The organism is Enterobacter adelaidei (genome assembly GCF_041937165.1).
Taxonomy (GTDB): domain Bacteria; phylum Pseudomonadota; class Gammaproteobacteria; order Enterobacterales; family Enterobacteriaceae; genus Enterobacter; species Enterobacter adelaidei.
This window is the reverse complement of sequence record NZ_CP154353.1, coordinates 2,249,944-2,265,909: the sequence shown is the minus strand read 5'-3', so window position 1 is coordinate 2,265,909 and position 15,966 is coordinate 2,249,944. Positions and strand designations below refer to the sequence as shown.

Sequence of the window (15,966 nt, the reverse complement as noted above, 5' to 3'; positions counted from 1 at the left end):
AGCATGTTAATGGAACATTGAAATTTCACACCTGTTTAGCTTTAACCGCACGGTGCTGCATCTGAATTTTTAAACAGGCATAATAGTATGTTGTAACTAAATGGTGATGTTATTAAACCCGGCCGAAGCCGGGTACCGTCCTTAGCAAAGCGGTTTTACCGCTGAGCGCATTCCTTTCAACAAAATGGCATCAAGATCCAGTGTCACCTGGTCTACGAGACCACGAACCTGAGTGAGATCCTGCTCCCAGTGCTCACTTACGCTCAATACCGCCTGCACCAGCTCACGGGTACTGATCTGCTTATCGTGATGCTGCGCCCACAGCTGTTGATAACGTTCGAGCCAGTGTGCATCATCCTGCACCGGATAGCGTTCCCCGTTACGCTCTGCACGATAGAACGCCATCAGTGCCGCTAAGGCAAATGTCAGGCGTGCAGGTAATTTACCTGTCGCTTTCTGCCCTGCCAGCAGCTGCGGCAGTATACGAGTGCGATATTTGGTCATGCCGTTGAGCGCAATAGAGAGCAACTGATGCCTGATGTAAGGATTACGGAACCGACCTGTTACCGCGCTGGCGAAAGATTCCAGTTCATCACGCGGTAGATCCAGAACAGGAATAATTTCCTGATAAATCGCTTTCTCGACGAAGGCGCAAACGTCGCTATCATTCATCGCCTCACCTACCGTATCCAGCCCTGCCTGAAATGCCACCGGCACCAGCGCCGTGTGTGCACCGTTCAGAATCGCGACTTTTCGCTCTTTGTATGGCTTGATGTCATCAACAATCAGCACATTTAGCGGGTATTTATCCAGGCAAAGCTCACGGGCAAGGGATGCCGGTCCCTGAATGACAAATAAATAGAAATGTTCAGCCGTATCCAGGAACCCATCGTGATAACCCAGCTCAGCTTCCAGCGTGGCCACTTCGTCACGCGGATAACCGGTCACAATACGGTCGACCAGCGTCGAACAGAAGCTGTTGGCCTCGTTCAGCCAGCGGATAAAAGCGGCAGGCAGCGCCCACTCTTGCGCATAGCGCAACACCAGTTCACGAAGTGCATCTCCGTTGTAGTCAATCAATTCACAGGGAATGATTATCCAGCCTTTGTCTCGCGCGCCGTTAAAGTGACTGAAACGCTCAAACAGCAATCGCGTGAGCTTCGCCGGGTAACTCACTGCGGGGGCATCTTCAAATCTGTCACCGGCGTGATAACTTATCCCGGCTTCGGTGGTATTCGAGAAAACAAAGCGCATATCCGGGTTGTGAGCCAGTTTCAGGAACTCATCATACTGGCTATAGACGCTGATCTCCCGGTTAACGGAACGGATAAGACGGGCATCGCTCACCGCCTCCCCCTGCGCATTCAGGCCACGAATAATCGTGGTATACAGGCCATCCTGTGTGCTAAGCGACGGCGGGAAGTCACTTTGAATAGGACGAACGATAACCACACCAGCGTTAAGATCGGTATGTTCATTTAACAAATCGAGTTGCCAGTCGACGAACGCACGCAGGAAATTGCCTTCACCAAACTGAATGATACGTTCAGGATATTGCGCACCGGGAAAATCACGACGGTTGAGAGTGTCCACTTTAGGTTCCTTTTATAATTAGTCATACAGCCTGATAAGATTGGTACGATAACTTATCAAAACCTGACGACCAGAAACCCTGTTTTGATCAATCCCGGTGCAGTTGTGCAAAATAATTACAGGAACTTGTAGAACACGGACGTGGCCGTCATGGCACCGTCCGGCATAAGAGCATAGCGTGGGATCTCGCCGACCTTTTGCCAGCCAGCGCGCTGGTAAAACGTCTCGGCGCCGCTGCCTGTGGAAGTATCAAGCACCAGCACGGAAATGCCTCTGGCTCTGGCCTGAACTTCAAGCGCTTCCATTAGCGCCATCGCGGCCCCTTTCCGACGCGCTTTCTCATGAACCAGCAGCTTCGCTACATCGGCGCGATGCGGCTGGTTTTCCGGCTGGTCTGTGATTAACTGCACCGTTCCGATGATGCCGTCCTGCAAGTCGACACAGGCCAGCACGAGGCGCTCATTGCGCCCTACGCTTTCAGCAACACCGCGCCAGAAAGAGCGGCCCTTCTCCAGACTAAAGGGAAGCATAAAGCTGACGGATGCGCCGCCGTTGACACAGTTTTCGAGGATCCCGGCCAGGGCATCAATATGGGTGAGAATGTCTTCGCGGGTGAGGCTTTTGATTTGCAGTGAGGTATTCATTGTTATTCCTTACGTTGAATACGCTCACTGTGCATTTAACATCTTCTTAACGCAAACGGATCGGACATAGGCTTTTGTTATGTCACCGGGCGCGCTGGCGCTGCTGTTTCATGGCATACATCTTTTCATCAGCATCTTTTAACCACTGCTGCAGGTCGTTGCCGTTATGATCGAATTCACTTAGCCCCCATGAGAAGTGAAGCGACCAGGGGTGTAACTTGCGGGCGTTATAGTTTTCTACCTGCTCGACGAGGTACTGCATGGCAATCCAGGCGCCCTGCTCATCCGTATCCGCAAACAGCACGGCGAACTCGTCCCCGCCAAAACGAACCAGCAGATCCGCTTCACGGAAAGAAGCACGCATCAGTTGCGCCATGGCTTTCAGCGCCTTATCCCCCTCTTCATGCCCGAAGCGATCGTTAATTTCCTTAAAGCGATCCAAATCCAGCCAGCCGAGCGTCAGCGGCTCGGCCCGGCGCCGGGCAACGGAAAGCGTGAAACGCACGAGTTGATTAAAACCCCGACGGTTGAATAGCCCGGTTAATTCATCCGTGGTCGCCGCGCTGATGGCAGCAAATTCATCTTCCGCCAGTGCGCCAAGGTCTCCCAGGACAGCAAGGTCGGCGTCAGAAAACTCCCGGGGAGCGTAATCAATCAGGCATAGCGAACCAACGCTTGCGCCGTCACGCAGGCGCAATGGGAAGCCCGCGTAGAAACGAACACCGGGTTCGCCTGCCACCAGCGGATTATCAGCAAAACGATCGTCCTGTAGCATATCTCCCACCACCAGCGGCGCTTCGGTAAGGATCGTATGGCCACAAAATGAGATGTTACGTGGCACACTGCCGGGTGCCTGCCCATCGGCTGATTTAACGATCAGGGCATGTTCATCAATAAGATTGACCATCGCAAGCGGCACCTGGAAGAATCGCTTTGCCAGTCGTGTTAAGCGGTCAAACGATGGGGAACCGTCAATCTCGAGCAAACCAGACTCACGCAGTGAGTTAAGACGTTCCGTTTCATTTTCAGGGATTGCAGGTGCTTTCATAATGTCTCCTGACGTAAAGCGTTACTCAAAGCGTAGCTTAAACAGGGACATTGTCAGTGTTCTAACATCCTGCTAAGTCGCTTACTATTCACGTCAATGCCTTATGACGATTAACGCAGCTATGTTTCACTCCCGGAGGTCGCGGCAATTTGCTCATCCGACACCCGGGCGCTGGTACGATTTCGACCCGCTTTTTTGGAACGATAGAGATGATCGTCCGCTTCGGCCATCAGTTTGTTGAAGACCTCCGTCAACTGCCATGACTCAGCCTTGCCACTCCCCAGGCCAATACTGACCGTCAGATGGAGCGCTTGCTGACGCCATGTAAAAGGGTGACTGGAAACAGTGGACCGGATACGCTCAGCCAGTTCAAAACCATTCTGCGCGTCGCCAGAGTTTACCACCACCGCGAACTCTTCTCCGCCCATTCGCGCCACCATCCCATCTTCACCAACGACCTCCTGAACCTGCTGGGCGAACGACGCGAGCACACGATCACCGCACTCATGGCCGTAGTTATCATTAATGCTTTTGAAGTAATCAATATCCAGCAGCATGACGGTCAGAAAACGTGAATGGCGGTGCGTTTCTTCACGCTTTAACGCCTCATAAAGCCCGGAACGCGAGTAAACCTGCGTTAAAAAGTCGTAATCCGCCCTGAGAGAAACCTGGCGAATCAGGGAATTAATCGCTGCCATGCTGACGGATACCATCACCGGGCAGATCGCCATTGTGGCGATCCCCAGACGGGCTGAAAACATCATCGGCGTCGTAAACGGTGTCGCCACGGCAATATTAATAATCGAGTTGGCGACCAGAATGATTTCAGTCGCGCCCGTGATAAACGTCAGCAGACAGGTCGCAGGCAATGAGTAGCGAACCGCACACCAGATAAGCGCAGGAAGAGGAAATGAGAGACTCCCCGCCCCGCCAATCACCACCGATGCAACCACCGAGACGATCAAGGCAATCACCGGCAAGAGCTGTTCAAGACGTAACCTGAATTCACGCTGGGGCATACGTAACGTGAGCATACAAGGCACAACAAGCACGCCGGTTGAGAATTGTTCGCTAAACCAGTCGGCAAACAGCGGCCAGAAGGTGTGACTATCAATCCCCACTGACCCCACCGCACCGAGCAACGCACAAAGCAGCGCGGCAATCAGGCAGTAGTTAAACAGACGTAACGCGTTGAGCGGGTCGGGGGTTTTCTTCATTAACCGTCTGTCGCGCTGAACCAGCACGGCGACAACAACGATAAAGATCATATTAGACAGATTAATCACCACTGAGGCCATTCCCCAGTTGGTCGTCACTGCGTCGTACGTCAGCATAGCAACATACGACACCGCGTAATAATGCAGGCGATTCAGATAGACATAACGGGCAAAGATCCCCGCCATGACGCCATTCAGCGGCCAGAACAGCGACAAGGCCTCAACCAGCCGTAATTCCGCCCCCACAAAATAGAATAAGGTGGTGAGAATAAAAATCGCCAACGCATTTCGCAGCGGCGTATCGGGTTGGAACAGCCTGAAAGCGGTAAGAGCAGAACGCATTAAATATCATTCCATATGTTGCTTATGGCAATTACTGCGGTCGTCAGCATGGTCGGGACTAACTTAGGATGCATCTATAACACAATTACAACGGGAGCATAACTCGTCAAATTTAGGTGTTCATCTGGAGCACCAGCCAGTGGTGGATCACGCTGACGATATAATGCTGTTGCTGCACCGTAAGCTGAACACCCTGCGGAATGTTATGCCATTTTGCCAGACAACCCCGACAACAGGTGGCCGTAGCATGTTGGGCAATAAACACCGGGTGACCACGCATCGGTGTCTGTTTGCCATCATTTACCGGCAAGGCCGGAGCAAGGCGCTTTTCTACAAAGTCAGCGGCATGTCGATCGATGGTTTCGGCACCTTTGTCCCAGCAGTACTGTCTTTCCTTATCGCCTAAGCGAAAGCGCGAACGAAAAGTCGATCGCGCCAGGCGGGAAAAGAGAGGGTCAAGGTCAGGCATCAGTACACGGAACGCCCAAGACGCTGGGTCAGTTTTTCCAGAACCGCCACACCGGCAAGCGAATTCCCCGTTTCATCCAGCTCCGGGCTCCAGACGGCAATCGCCATTTCATGAGGCACAATTGCCACCACACCGCCGCCAACGCCCGATTTTGCCGGGAGGCCGACGCGCCAGGCAAACTCACCAGCGTTTTGATACATCCCGCTGGTTGCCATCAGCGCATTAATCTGACGCGCCTGCAGAGGTGAAACCACCGGCTGGTTAAGATGCGGAGCGTGCCCCTGGTGCGCCAGGAACAGGAATGTCTGAGCCAGCTCAACGCAGCTCATTTTCAGGGCGCAGTAATGGAAATAATTTTGCAGTACAGTCGCCACGTCATTATGGAAATTGCCGAAGGATTTCATCAGCCAGGCGATGGCGGCATTGCGGGCGGAGTGTTCAAATTCCGAGCGCGCCACCACCGGATCGTAGGCGATATCGTCTACGCCTGAAAGCTGGCGAACAATCTCAAGCATTCGCTGACGCGGCGCGCTGAGGCGGCTTTGCAACATGTCGCAGACCACCAGAGCCCCGGCATTGATAAAGGGATTTCGCGGTTTACCCTGTTCGATTTCAAGCTGCAGCAGTGAGTTAAAAGGCTGGCCGGAAGGATCTTTACCCACGCGCTGCCAGATCTCGTCACCTTCATACTGGCGCATAGCTGCAACCAGACTCAGCACTTTGGAAATGGACTGAATGGAAAAACGTTCAGTTGCATCGCCTGCCTGGTATCGCTGTCCGTCCAGGGTGCAGATAGCGATGCCAAGTTTATTCCCGCTGACCGAGGCAAGGGCCGGAATGTAGTCGGCAACCTTCCCCTTTCCAATTAACGGACGAACCTGCGCCAGAATCTCGTCCAACATCTCATTATGGATGACCGCAGCCACACTTTGCTCCTTGCCCTCAGGCTAAAACGGGCAGCGAGTATAACAGAGGCTAATGTATTGCGTCAGGCGCTAAGACGAAAACGCGAAACCGCCTGCAATAAAAGATCGGATTGCTTTTGCAGCCGCACTGAGGAATCCGAGGCGTCAGAGACCAGTAAATCCGTCTGACGGGAGACCTGATTAAGCGCCTGAAGTTGGCTCGTCATCCGATGAATACTCTCTCCCTGACTGAGCGTGGCGGCTGAGATCTCATTCAGCAAACTACTTAAATTCCCCACCAGACCGGTGACCTGCTGCAAATTCTCTTCCATCAGGTTGACGGCGCGGGAACCGTCTTCAATGCCCTGCAAAGAGCGATTGATTAGCTCCTGGATAGTCTGGGTCGAATGACTGCTCTTTCTGGCCAGCAGTCCGACTTCCCTGGCGACAACGGCGAACCCCCGCCCCTGGTTCCCGGCATGGGCAGCCTCGATGGCGGCATTCAGCGCCAGGATATTGGTCTGAAACGCCACGCTGTCGATCATTGCCACGATCCCGCGCATCTCTGAGGATCGGTCGACGATCGCCTGCATAGAGGCATTAACGGCAGACATCATCCGATCTCCGCCAACTACCGCCTGGCGCGCTTCATCAGCCCGCGAGCTGGCGAGTCTGGCATAACCGGTGTTCCCTTCTACATGCGTTTCCAGTGCCGCAATATGCGCCGTCACGTCCTCAAGCTCTTTCGCCTGACGTGCCGACTGCTGATACAGCTTCTGGTTGCCCTGCGCCAGGGCACCAATGTTCTCAACCATAGCGGTGGTCGCATTGCTGACCTCAGACACCAGCTGCTGCAAACCCTGTTGCATAGTGGCAATACTGTCGCTGAGCTGCCCTATTTCCCGGTTGAAACGTATGACACCCGGCGGGATGCCGGAGAGATCTCCGGCAGCCAGTCGGTTGATATGCGCAATCAACCGACGCAACGGCGTAATCACCCATCGGGACATGCCGAACCAGACGGCAATAGCGATGGCGAGTAACAGAACCGGAGCAAACAGGAACAACGTTTGCAGACCGGAAAGCTGCGCCATCAACGTCTGGCGGCCCTGCACAGCCTGCTGCTCGCTGGCTTGCTGGTAGCGCGCGTAATTGTCGTTAAAGTCTGTCTGAAAAGCCTGAGCCGGTACGGCAAAAAACGCGTCGATAGTGTTGGTTTTGACCAGACCTTCCGCCTGCTCTTTGATCGCGCCGTAGAACAGCTGATAGCTATTCGTCAGGGCTTCATCTTTCGGCGGATTGAGCGCCAGCCAGGCCTTCCATGCCTGCTGAGAAACCGTCAGCGCCTTTTGCGCGTCATCCATCAGGCTATGCCAGCTTCCGTCGGAGCCGGTCTCTTTATCCTGCATAAACCAGACGCCGGACCGGTTAAGCAGATCGCTTGCTGCCAGCAGGGAAACGCGGGCCAGATCCAGCTTACTCTGTTGCTGATACGCCAGCAGATTTTGCTGCTCGTTGCGTTGGGCTTCGTTCAGTGAGGCGTTAAGCAAAAATGAAGAGGAGAGCTGCAGCGCGGAGAAAAGGCCAATAATACAAAAAATACCCGTCAGCAGGCCAAAGTGACGAGGGATAACACGCTGCGCAATACGGCGGAAAATTTGCGTTAGGTTCATGATTTTCTTCATTAACAATGCGTTAGACGCGTGCGAGTCTACGAAATGAAAATGACAGAACCATTGCAAAGAAATGACAACGGCCCTCGTGATGAGGGCCGAATAAATTACACGCGATCCTTCCACACCGTCTGCACGTTGCAGAACTCGTGCAGCCCAAAGTGGGAAAGTTCGCGGCCAAATCCACTCTTCTTCACGCCACCAAAGGCCACGCGCGCGTCGCTGGCGCTATAGCCATTGATAAACACCCCGCCGCATTCCAGCTCGCGAGAGAATGTATCCGCAAGCGCTTCATCGGCGGTAAATACGGTGGCGGAGAGTCCAAAGTCACTGTCATTTGCCAGTTGCAGAGCATGTTCCGCGTCTTTCGCTACTGTGATGGCCGCGACCGGACCAAACAGCTCCTGGCGGAACGCCGTCATCGATGGGGTAACCTTCGACAACACGGTTGGTGCGTAATAGTTACCCTCACCGCTGATTTTCTCCCCGCCCAGCAGCAACGTTGCCCCTTCAGCCAGCGTGGCCTGCACCTGCTGATGCAGTTCATCGCGCAGGTCAAAACGCGCCATCGGGCCAATATAGTTCTCTTCCCGATCCGGAGCACCCATCTTCAGCGCAGAAACCGCATCGACAAAACGTTGGGTAAAGGTATCCGCAATACCCTCTTCCACAATGAAGCGTTTTGCTGCCGCACACACCTGTCCAGTGTTCTGGTAGCGACCCGCTACCGCCGCCTTCACGGCAAGATCGAGGTCGGCATCGTTGAGAACAATAAACGGATCGGAACCACCCAGCTCAAGCACGCATTTTTTCAGCGCCGCCCCGGCCTGGGCGCCAATTGCCGCACCGGCGCGCACGCTGCCGGTTACGGTAATTGCCGCAATACGACGATCGTTAATCACCTGGCTCACGCCATCATTAGTGGCATTCACCCAACCAAAAACGCCTTCAGGAAACCCTGCGTCTGCAAAAATCTGCGCAATAAGATCGGCTGAACTGAGGACGTTTGGCGCATGCTTAAGCAGATAGCTGTTCCCGGCAAGCAGGATCGGTACCGCACCGCGCAGCACCTGCCAGAGCGGGAAGTTCCACGGCATCACCGCGAGAACCGGTCCCATTGGTCGGTACTCAATCACCGCCTGCTGGTTTTCCACCAGCGTGGGCTCCGCGCGCAGCATCGCCGGGCCATGCTCAGCATACCAGTCGCACAGACCGGCGGATTTTGCCACTTCCGCCCGCGCCTGCAGAATGGGTTTTCCCATTTCCCGGGAGATCGTCTGCGCCATCTCTTCCGCACGGTTGCGCAGCGCTGCGCCGAGAGCGCGTAGTTTCTGCGCACGGTGTGAAACGCTTTCGCGTCGCCACTGACGAAAACCCGCGTCAGACAGTGAAATCGCGTGCTCAACCTCCTCCTGGGTTGCCCACGGCCAGGCTGCGAGCGTTTCCCCCGTTGTCGGGTTCACAGAGAGGGCATGTGTTGCAGGTGAATAAGTCATGATGTTCTCCACGTTAAAACGGTTGATTAATTGTGGCCCACTCTGCTATTTCTTAAAAATGAATAATACTAACCACCTTATTCACGAATCGAGAATGCCATGGATTTAACCCAGCTTGAAATGTTTAACGCCGTCGCACAGACGGGCAGTATCACCCAGGCGGCTCAGAAGGTGCATCGCGTGCCGTCTAACCTGACGACCCGCATCCGCCAGCTGGAAGCTGACCTTGGCGTTGAGTTGTTTATTCGTGAGAACCAGCGTTTGCGTTTATCCCCCGCCGGGCATAACTTCCTGCGCTACAGCAAGCAGATCCTGGCGCTGGTGGATGAAGCGCGCATGGTCGTAGCGGGAGATGAACCCCAGGGGTTATTTGCCCTCGGGGCGCTGGAAAGTACCGCTGCGGTACGCATTCCTGAGACGCTGGCGCAGTTTAACCAGCGCTACCCGCGTATCCAGTTTGCCCTTTCTACCGGGCCATCCGGGACGATGATTGATGGCGTACTGGAGGGAACCTTAAGCGCCGCCTTTGTCGACGGGCCACTTTCGCACCCGGAACTGGAGGGAATGCCCGTCTACCGCGAAGAAATGATACTGGTCACCCCCGCCGGACATGCGGAGGTCAAACGTGCCACGCAGGTGAGCGGTAGCGACGTCTACGCTTTTCGCGCGAACTGCTCGTACCGTCGACACCTGGAAAGCTGGTTTCATGCGGACAGAGCCACGCCCGGGCGCATTCACGAGATGGAGTCCTATCACGGTATGCTCGCCTGTGTTATCGCGGGTGCGGGTATTGCGCTGATGCCCCGTTCAATGCTGGAAAGCATGCCGGGGCATCATCAGGTTGAGGCGTGGCCGCTGGCGGAAAACTGGCGCTGGCTGACCACCTGGCTGGTGTGGCGCCGCGGGGCAATGACTCGCCAGCTGGAGGCCTTTATAGCGCAGCTAAACGAACGTCCACAACCAGTGCCTTCTCCATAAACAGGCTGAGGGGATCGTCAACGTACGGGGCAAACGCCGGGCGCATTTCGTACCCGCACTGTTCGTAAAGCCGAACCGCAGCGCGCTGTTTGATGCCCGTCTCCAGCCGTACCGTGTGGCAATGTCGGCTGAGGGCTTCGTCCTCCAGTGCGGCCAGCAGCGTCTCTCCAAGATGTTGGCCCCGATGGGCCGGGTCGATATAGACCCGCTTCATCTCCCCCGTTCCGTCACCGTTGAGAACGACCGCTCCACACCCGACAGCCTGAAGCTGCTGGTCGCGAATGATCATCAAAATTAACGATGACTCTGGTAGCGCAGTCAGATCAAGCAGATGGTTACTTTCGGCGGGATAGAGTTCGCTCTGATAGCGGTCAAGCGCCGCAATCAGTTTGAGGATATCCGGGTGACGGGCAGACTCAGAGGTAATGGAATACATGGCAGGCTCCTTGCTTTTTTTGTGAGACTAAACTTCAACATAGCGCAGCCCTGCCATGGTGCTTCATAGTATTAACTTATAGCGATCCACTCTTAGCGTAAATAGATACGCCCTTTCAGATACAAGGTCGCCTGGCCGCCAATTAACACCCGGTCGCCCTTCAGTTCGCAGCGCAGATCCCCGCCGCGATACGACACCTGGCGGGCATTCAGTGAGGTTTTACCCAACCTCTCGCTCCAGTATGGGATCAGCATGCTGTGGGCGGATCCTGTGACCGGATCTTCCGGCACCCCTTCACCCGGGCAGAAGAAGCGACTGACGAAATCGTACTCATCACCCGGCGCCGTCACGCAAACCATTTTATCCAGCGGGAGCATCGCCGCGATGTCCGGCGTTAGTGCTTCCACCGCCTCCTGGCTCTCCAGCACCACCATGTAATCTCGACCAACGCGCACCTCTTTCGCCTCTGTGATGCCCAGCGCGCTAAACAGTACCGCAGGTGGGTTATCGACCCCCTCCGTTGACCACGCAGGGAAATTCAGGGTCAGCCAGTCGCCGCTGCGTTTTACCGTCAGTTCACCGACAAAGCGCGTGGTGAAGGTGATTTCGGTATGAGGGTAATCAAGGTATTCGAAAATAACGTGTGATGCCGCCAGCGTGGCATGGCCGCACAGGTTAATTTCATCCAGCGTGGTAAACCAGCGCAGCTCAAACCCGTCGTCGGTTCGTACAAAAAAAGCTGTCTCAGACTGGTTATGCTGCTGCGCCATTTTGAGCAGCGTCTCGTCCGGCAACCACTCTTCCAGAGGACACACTGCTGCCGCATTGCCGCCAAACGTTTTGTCACTAAAGGCATCCACCAGATAAAATTCAATTTCCTGCATTGTCTCTTCCTCTCTTGTTATGGGTATTCAGCGCAGAAAAACTGTGCCTTTTAAATAAAGTGCGGCCTGGCCGCTCATCAGCACGCGTGAGTCTTTCAACTCGCAGCGGACATCCCCGCCGCGTGCGGAAACCTGACGAGCAAGCATCGTCGTTTTACGCAGTTTTTCACTCCAGTAAGGAATGAGCATCGTATGTGCAGAGCCGGTAACCGGATCTTCCGGGACGGACACCCCCGGCGAGAAGAAGCGGCTGACAAAATCATATTCACCGTCTCCCCGTGCCGTTACCGTCACTTTATGTTCGCCTGGCGTCATCGCGGAGATGTCTGGCGCGAGCGCTTCGACCTGCTGGCGATCGTCCAGCACGATGAGCCAGGCCCGGCCTTTACGGGCTTCAGCGTAGTGGCTGATCCCCAGGGCCGAGAGCATCTCCGGCGGGGGCGTCTCTTCATGAGTTGGGCATGCCGGGAAATCCAGTGTCATCCAGTCACCTTCACGGCTTACCGTCAGGCGGCCAGATGCGGTATCAAAGTGGATCCGCGAGTCGGGATAATCCAGTTCGGTAAACAGGACATACGCCGCCGCCAGCGTGGCGTGACCGCAGAGATTCACTTCCGTAAGGGTGGTAAACCAGCGTAGCTCAATCCCCCCTTTACTGCAGACGAAAAAAGCCGTCTCCGACTGATTATGCTCTTGCGCCATTCTCAGCAAGGTCTCATCGGGTAACCATGTCTTCAACGGGCAAACCGCTGCCGGATTGCCGCCAAAGGTTTTGTCCCTGAAGGCATCAACCAGATAAAAATCAATCTCCTGCATTGTCTTACCGCCTGTTTTTATTATGTTGTTCTTTTATATTCAATGAAAACGACGTTCCCGGCTACCGCTTTCATAAGGTAAATATTGAGATCTGCATCACATAATGATTGAGTTTTCACCATTTAACGTTTTAAGATCGACATCTCTTCTTTTCAGCAACGAATCTCCGACATCCCTATGACAACGAACACAGTTTCCCGCAGAGTTGCGTGGCTACGGGTGGTCACGCTGGCTATTGCCGCATTTATTTTTAACACCACAGAATTTGTTCCGGTTGGGCTGTTGTCTGATATCGCGGAAAGTTTCCAGATGGAAACGGCGCAGGTGGGCATTATGTTGACCATCTACGCCTGGGTGGTGGCGCTGATGTCCCTGCCGTTTATGCTCATGACCAGCCAGATGGAGCGGCGTAAGCTGTTAATCGGTCTGTTTGCGTTGTTTATTGCCAGTCACGTTTTGTCGTTTATGGCGTGGAGCTTTACCGTGCTGGTCATTAGCCGCGTCGGTATTGCCTTTGCCCACGCGGTGTTCTGGTCAATAACCGCGTCTCTGGCTATACGGCTGGCACCGGCCGGCAAGCGTGCCCAGGCGCTGAGCCTGATTGCCACCGGTACGGCGCTGGCGATGGTATTGGGTCTGCCTATTGGCCGCATCGTAGGGCAATATTTCGGCTGGCGTACCACCTTCTTCGCCATCGGCATGGGGGCACTGATCACGCTGGTTTGCCTGATCAAACTGCTGCCGACGCTGCCAAGCGAACATTCTGGCTCGCTGAAAAGCCTGCCGCTGCTGATGCGTCGCCCGGCGTTACTGAGTATCTACCTGCTTACCGTCATTGTGGTGACGGCGCATTACACGGCGTATAGCTACATTGAGCCGTTTGTACAGGTTGTGGCGGGCTTTAGCGCCAACTTTGCCACGGTATTACTGTTAATCCTCGGTGGAGCGGGCATTATTGGCAGCATTCTGTTTGGTAAGCTGGGTAACCAGCATGCCTCCACTCTGGTGAGTAGTGCCATTGGCCTGCTGCTGGCCTGCCTGCTGTTACTGATGCCCGCGGCGGGAAGTGAAAACCATCTGGCGATCCTCAGCCTGTTCTGGGGGGTGGCGATCATGATTATTGGTCTGGGCATGCAGGTGAAAGTCCTGGCCCTGGCACCCGATGCGACGGACGTCGCCATGTCACTCTTCTCGGGGATTTTTAATCTGGGCATTGGCGCGGGCGCGCTGGTGGGAAATCAAATTAGCCTGCATGTGTCGATGTCGGCGATTGGCTATCTGGGCGCTATTCCGGCACTGGTGGCGCTTGTCTGGTCGGTGCTCATTTTCCGTAAATGGCCGGTGGCGCTGGAGGAACAGGGTCAGCACGGGTGAGCCTTCTTGCCGGGTGGCGGCTTCGCCTTACCCGACCTACAAAACCCGTAGGCCCGTGCAAGCGAAGCGCCGCCTGGCAAGACATCAATGATAGGTCTTAATAATTTCCAGCACGCCGTTAATAATAAACTGCACGCCCATACAGACCAGTAAGAAGCCCATCAGACGGGAAATCGCCTCGATACCGCCCTTGCCTACCCAGCGCATAATCGCGCCAGAACTGCGCAGTGAGACCCACACGATAACCCCAATAATCGCAAAAATCAGCGGTGGCGCAATCGTCAGCACCCAGTCCGGGAAGGTTGCGCTGTCGCGCACCGTGGATGCGGAACTGATGATCATCGCGATGGTACCCGGCCCCGCCGTGCTCGGCATGGCAATTGGTACAAAGGCGATATTCGCACTCGGTTCGGTTTCCAGCTCTTCCGATTTACTGGTCGCTTCCGGTGACTCATGCGCTTTTTGTGCCGGGAACAGCATACGGAAACCGATAAAGGCCACAATCAGCCCCCCGGCGATACGCAGGCCAGGGATAGAAATCCCGAAGGTGTTCATCACCAGTTGTCCGGCGTAGTAAGCCACCATCATGATGGCGAATACATACACAGAGGCCATCATCGACTGATGATTACGCTCGGCGCTGTTCATGTTCCCCGCGAGCCCGAGGAAGAGCGCAACCGTCGTTAACGGGTTGGCCAACGGCAGCAATACCACCAGCCCAAGACCAATTGCTTTAATCAAATCCAACATAGTGCGTTGTTATCCTTATTCATATTTAACACAGCAATTATAGGGGGAAAGTGTGACGTTCAGCCATGTGCACAACGTAACGATTATTTTCCTCCGTGAACAATTACTCCCAGTTATCTATTTGATTTGAAAGACCTCAAAAACGTACATGAAACGTTTTAGCAATTCGTGGCATCGGTTAATTCATTCAGTTGACTTATACTTGCCTGAGCAATAATATCTGCCGTGACTAAACTACTTGCCAGGGCAACCATTGTGAAAAGCACCAGTGATCTCTTTAACGACATTATTCCACTGGGTCGTCTTATTCATATGGTCAATCAGAAAAAAGAGCGCCTGCTCAATGACTACCTGTCACCGCTGGATATCACCGCAACACAGTTCAAAGTGCTGTGTTCCATTCGCTGCGAAATGTGTATCACGCCGGTTGAGCTGAAAAAGGTGCTCTCTGTCGATCTGGGTGCGCTAACCCGCATGCTGGATCGTCTCGTCTGCAAAGGATGGATAGAACGAAGCCCTAATCCGAATGACAAACGCGGCGTGCTGGTGAAACTCACCGAGGATGGCGCAGCGATGTGCGAACAATGTCATCAATTAGTAGGACAAAAATTACATCAGGAACTCACAAAAAACCTAACGGCAGATGAAGTGGCAACCCTTGAGCTTTTGCTTAAGAGAATACTGCCGTAATCAGAATAAGAGGTATGACGATGTCCAGACGCAATACTGACGCTATTACCATTCATAGCATTTTGGACTGGATCGAAGATAACCTGGAATCGCCGCTCTCCCTTGAAAAAGTGTCCGAGCGTTCAGGTTACTCCAAATGGCACCTGCAACGGATGTTCAAAAAAGAGACTGGCCATTCATTAGGTCAATATATTCGCAGCCGCAAGCTGACAGAAATTGCCCAGAAACTGAAAGAAAGCAATGAGCCGATCCTTTATCTGGCGGAGCGTTACGGATTTGAATCGCAACAAACCCTGACGCGTACGTTCAAGAACTACTTTGACGTGCCACCTCATAAGTACCGAATTACCAGCGTGCCGGGCGAATCCCGATACCTGTATCCGTTAAAACATTGTAGTTAATCATCGCCTTTAAAGACGTAACCGAGGAAATCATGAAAGCTATCGCCTCCGCCGCCCTCGCCTTGCTGGTGCTATTCTCCAGCCAGACCTTCGCGGAGCAAACCCCTCGTGCAACGCAGCAAAATAATCCTGATACGATGATTTTGCCGTCAGCACATGACCGGTCACCCTACGATTTCAACCACATGGGTGCAGGTAGCGACAAGTCCGACGAATTAGGCGTGCCTTATTACAATTAGCACGGCCTCTG

The 15,966-nt window shown here is 54.1% G+C and carries 17 protein-coding genes; 5 read left to right on the top strand and 12 right to left on the bottom strand.

All coding sequences use genetic code 11. The annotated features are described in order from the left end of the window. Positions 1 to 141: 141 nt before the first annotated feature. The 8 genes from AAHF05_RS11025 to sad form a co-directional block, all read right to left on the bottom strand. Entirely contained in the window at positions 142 to 1,593 is a 1,452-nt protein-coding gene (locus AAHF05_RS11025) for a tagaturonate reductase (protein ID WP_108089918.1), read from the bottom strand. Between the two features lie 116 nt (positions 1,594 to 1,709). Beyond that, complete coding sequence (locus AAHF05_RS11020) at positions 1,710 to 2,237, bottom strand: GNAT family N-acetyltransferase (RefSeq protein WP_129325025.1); 528 nt, start codon at positions 2,235 to 2,237, stop codon at positions 1,710 to 1,712. A gap of 82 nt (positions 2,238 to 2,319) precedes the next feature. Beyond that, a complete protein-coding gene (locus AAHF05_RS11015) occupies positions 2,320 to 3,285 on the bottom strand; it encodes a sensor domain-containing diguanylate cyclase (RefSeq protein WP_028017408.1) in 966 nt (321 codons plus the stop codon). A 119-nt stretch (positions 3,286 to 3,404) separates the two neighbouring features. Continuing rightward, positions 3,405 to 4,844 carry a GGDEF domain-containing protein gene (locus tag AAHF05_RS11010; RefSeq protein WP_108089920.1) on the bottom strand — a complete coding sequence of 480 codons (1,440 nt, stop codon included), beginning with the start codon at positions 4,842 to 4,844 and terminating at the stop codon, positions 3,405 to 3,407. Between the two features lie 112 nt (positions 4,845 to 4,956). Further along, on the bottom strand, positions 4,957 to 5,313 hold the full coding sequence (locus AAHF05_RS11005; RefSeq protein WP_129325024.1) for a DUF4186 domain-containing protein: 357 nt from the start codon (positions 5,311 to 5,313) through the stop codon (positions 4,957 to 4,959). Beyond that, positions 5,313 to 6,215 (bottom strand): glutaminase B, encoded by a 903-nt coding sequence (gene glsB / locus AAHF05_RS11000; RefSeq protein ID WP_244250096.1) that lies wholly within the window; start codon positions 6,213 to 6,215, stop codon positions 5,313 to 5,315. The genes AAHF05_RS11005 and glsB overlap by 1 nt, the downstream gene beginning before the upstream one ends. Before the next feature lie 86 nt (positions 6,216 to 6,301). After that, on the bottom strand, positions 6,302 to 7,891 hold the full coding sequence (locus AAHF05_RS10995) for a methyl-accepting chemotaxis protein (protein ID WP_129325023.1): 1,590 nt from the start codon (positions 7,889 to 7,891) through the stop codon (positions 6,302 to 6,304). Between the two features lie 107 nt (positions 7,892 to 7,998). Further along, positions 7,999 to 9,387, bottom strand: coding sequence for a succinate-semialdehyde dehydrogenase (sad, locus tag AAHF05_RS10990; RefSeq protein ID WP_129325022.1), 1,389 nt, complete (start codon positions 9,385 to 9,387; stop codon positions 7,999 to 8,001). A gap of 99 nt (positions 9,388 to 9,486) precedes the next feature. Between sad and AAHF05_RS10985 the strand changes: the two genes are divergently transcribed. Beyond that, positions 9,487 to 10,365, top strand: a complete 879-nt coding sequence (locus AAHF05_RS10985; protein ID WP_129325021.1) for a LysR family transcriptional regulator — start codon at positions 9,487 to 9,489, stop codon at positions 10,363 to 10,365. On the opposite strand, the gene AAHF05_RS10980 is transcribed toward AAHF05_RS10985, so the two are convergent. From AAHF05_RS10980 to AAHF05_RS10970, 3 genes are all read right to left on the bottom strand, one after another. Next, on the bottom strand, positions 10,319 to 10,801 hold the full coding sequence (locus tag AAHF05_RS10980; RefSeq protein ID WP_128347732.1) for a GNAT family N-acetyltransferase: 483 nt from the start codon (positions 10,799 to 10,801) through the stop codon (positions 10,319 to 10,321). The two genes, AAHF05_RS10985 and AAHF05_RS10980, sit on opposite strands and share 47 nt — an antisense overlap. 92 nt (positions 10,802 to 10,893) lie before the next feature. Further along, a complete protein-coding gene (locus AAHF05_RS10975) occupies positions 10,894 to 11,685 on the bottom strand; it encodes a PhzF family phenazine biosynthesis protein (RefSeq protein ID WP_129325020.1) in 792 nt (263 codons plus the stop codon). A 27-nt stretch (positions 11,686 to 11,712) separates the two neighbouring features. Next, positions 11,713 to 12,501, bottom strand: coding sequence for a PhzF family phenazine biosynthesis protein (locus AAHF05_RS10970; RefSeq protein ID WP_129325019.1), 789 nt, complete (start codon positions 12,499 to 12,501; stop codon positions 11,713 to 11,715). A 177-nt stretch (positions 12,502 to 12,678) separates the two neighbouring features. Here AAHF05_RS10970 and AAHF05_RS10965 point away from each other — a divergent pair, with 177 nt between their 5' ends. Further along, on the top strand, positions 12,679 to 13,875 hold the full coding sequence (locus AAHF05_RS10965; RefSeq protein ID WP_129325018.1) for a sugar transporter: 1,197 nt from the start codon (positions 12,679 to 12,681) through the stop codon (positions 13,873 to 13,875). An 84-nt stretch (positions 13,876 to 13,959) separates the two neighbouring features. On the opposite strand, the gene AAHF05_RS10960 is transcribed toward AAHF05_RS10965, so the two are convergent. Further along, positions 13,960 to 14,625, bottom strand: coding sequence for a MarC family NAAT transporter (locus AAHF05_RS10960; protein ID WP_129325017.1), 666 nt, complete (start codon positions 14,623 to 14,625; stop codon positions 13,960 to 13,962). Between the two features lie 255 nt (positions 14,626 to 14,880). Between AAHF05_RS10960 and marR the strand changes: the two genes are divergently transcribed. The 3 genes from marR to marB are packed head-to-tail and all read left to right on the top strand — an operon-like array spanning position 14,881 to position 15,955. Continuing rightward, positions 14,881 to 15,315, top strand: a complete 435-nt coding sequence (gene marR / locus AAHF05_RS10955; protein WP_129325016.1) for a multiple antibiotic resistance transcriptional regulator MarR — start codon at positions 14,881 to 14,883, stop codon at positions 15,313 to 15,315. A 20-nt stretch (positions 15,316 to 15,335) separates the two neighbouring features. Beyond that, the gene (gene marA / locus AAHF05_RS10950) at positions 15,336 to 15,716 is read left to right on the top strand and encodes an MDR efflux pump AcrAB transcriptional activator MarA (RefSeq protein ID WP_008502237.1); all 381 of its coding nucleotides are present in this window, start codon (positions 15,336 to 15,338) and stop codon (positions 15,714 to 15,716) included. 32 nt (positions 15,717 to 15,748) lie between these two features. Continuing rightward, positions 15,749 to 15,955, top strand: a complete 207-nt coding sequence (gene marB, locus AAHF05_RS10945) for a multiple antibiotic resistance protein MarB (RefSeq protein ID WP_028017430.1) — start codon at positions 15,749 to 15,751, stop codon at positions 15,953 to 15,955. Positions 15,956 to 15,966: the final 11 nt, after the last annotated feature.

Excerpts from the sequence above, each read along its gene's own strand:
- marA (WP_008502237.1), top strand. The coding sequence starts at position 15,336 with ATGTCCAGACGCAATACTGACGCTATTACCATTCATAGCATTTTGGAC.
- glsB (WP_244250096.1), bottom strand. The coding sequence starts at position 6,215 with ATGTTGGACGAGATTCTGGCGCAGGTTCGTCCGTTAATTGGAAAGGGG.
- AAHF05_RS10980 (WP_128347732.1), bottom strand. The coding sequence starts at position 10,801 with ATGTATTCCATTACCTCTGAGTCTGCCCGTCACCCGGATATCCTCAAA.
- AAHF05_RS11020 (WP_129325025.1), bottom strand. The coding sequence starts at position 2,237 with ATGAATACCTCACTGCAAATCAAAAGCCTCACCCGCGAAGACATTCTC.
- sad (WP_129325022.1), bottom strand. The coding sequence starts at position 9,387 with ATGACTTATTCACCTGCAACACATGCCCTCTCTGTGAACCCGACAACG.
- AAHF05_RS10995 (WP_129325023.1), bottom strand. The coding sequence starts at position 7,891 with ATGAACCTAACGCAAATTTTCCGCCGTATTGCGCAGCGTGTTATCCCT.
- AAHF05_RS11015 (WP_028017408.1), bottom strand. The coding sequence starts at position 3,285 with ATGAAAGCACCTGCAATCCCTGAAAATGAAACGGAACGTCTTAACTCA.
- AAHF05_RS10975 (WP_129325020.1), bottom strand. The coding sequence starts at position 11,685 with ATGCAGGAAATTGAATTTTATCTGGTGGATGCCTTTAGTGACAAAACG.
- AAHF05_RS10965 (WP_129325018.1), top strand. The coding sequence starts at position 12,679 with ATGACAACGAACACAGTTTCCCGCAGAGTTGCGTGGCTACGGGTGGTC.
- AAHF05_RS11005 (WP_129325024.1), bottom strand. The coding sequence starts at position 5,313 with ATGCCTGACCTTGACCCTCTCTTTTCCCGCCTGGCGCGATCGACTTTT.
- AAHF05_RS11010 (WP_108089920.1), bottom strand. The coding sequence starts at position 4,844 with ATGCGTTCTGCTCTTACCGCTTTCAGGCTGTTCCAACCCGATACGCCG.
- AAHF05_RS10970 (WP_129325019.1), bottom strand. The coding sequence starts at position 12,501 with ATGCAGGAGATTGATTTTTATCTGGTTGATGCCTTCAGGGACAAAACC.
- AAHF05_RS10985 (WP_129325021.1), top strand. The coding sequence starts at position 9,487 with ATGGATTTAACCCAGCTTGAAATGTTTAACGCCGTCGCACAGACGGGC.
- marB (WP_028017430.1), top strand. The coding sequence starts at position 15,749 with ATGAAAGCTATCGCCTCCGCCGCCCTCGCCTTGCTGGTGCTATTCTCC.
- AAHF05_RS10960 (WP_129325017.1), bottom strand. The coding sequence starts at position 14,625 with ATGTTGGATTTGATTAAAGCAATTGGTCTTGGGCTGGTGGTATTGCTG.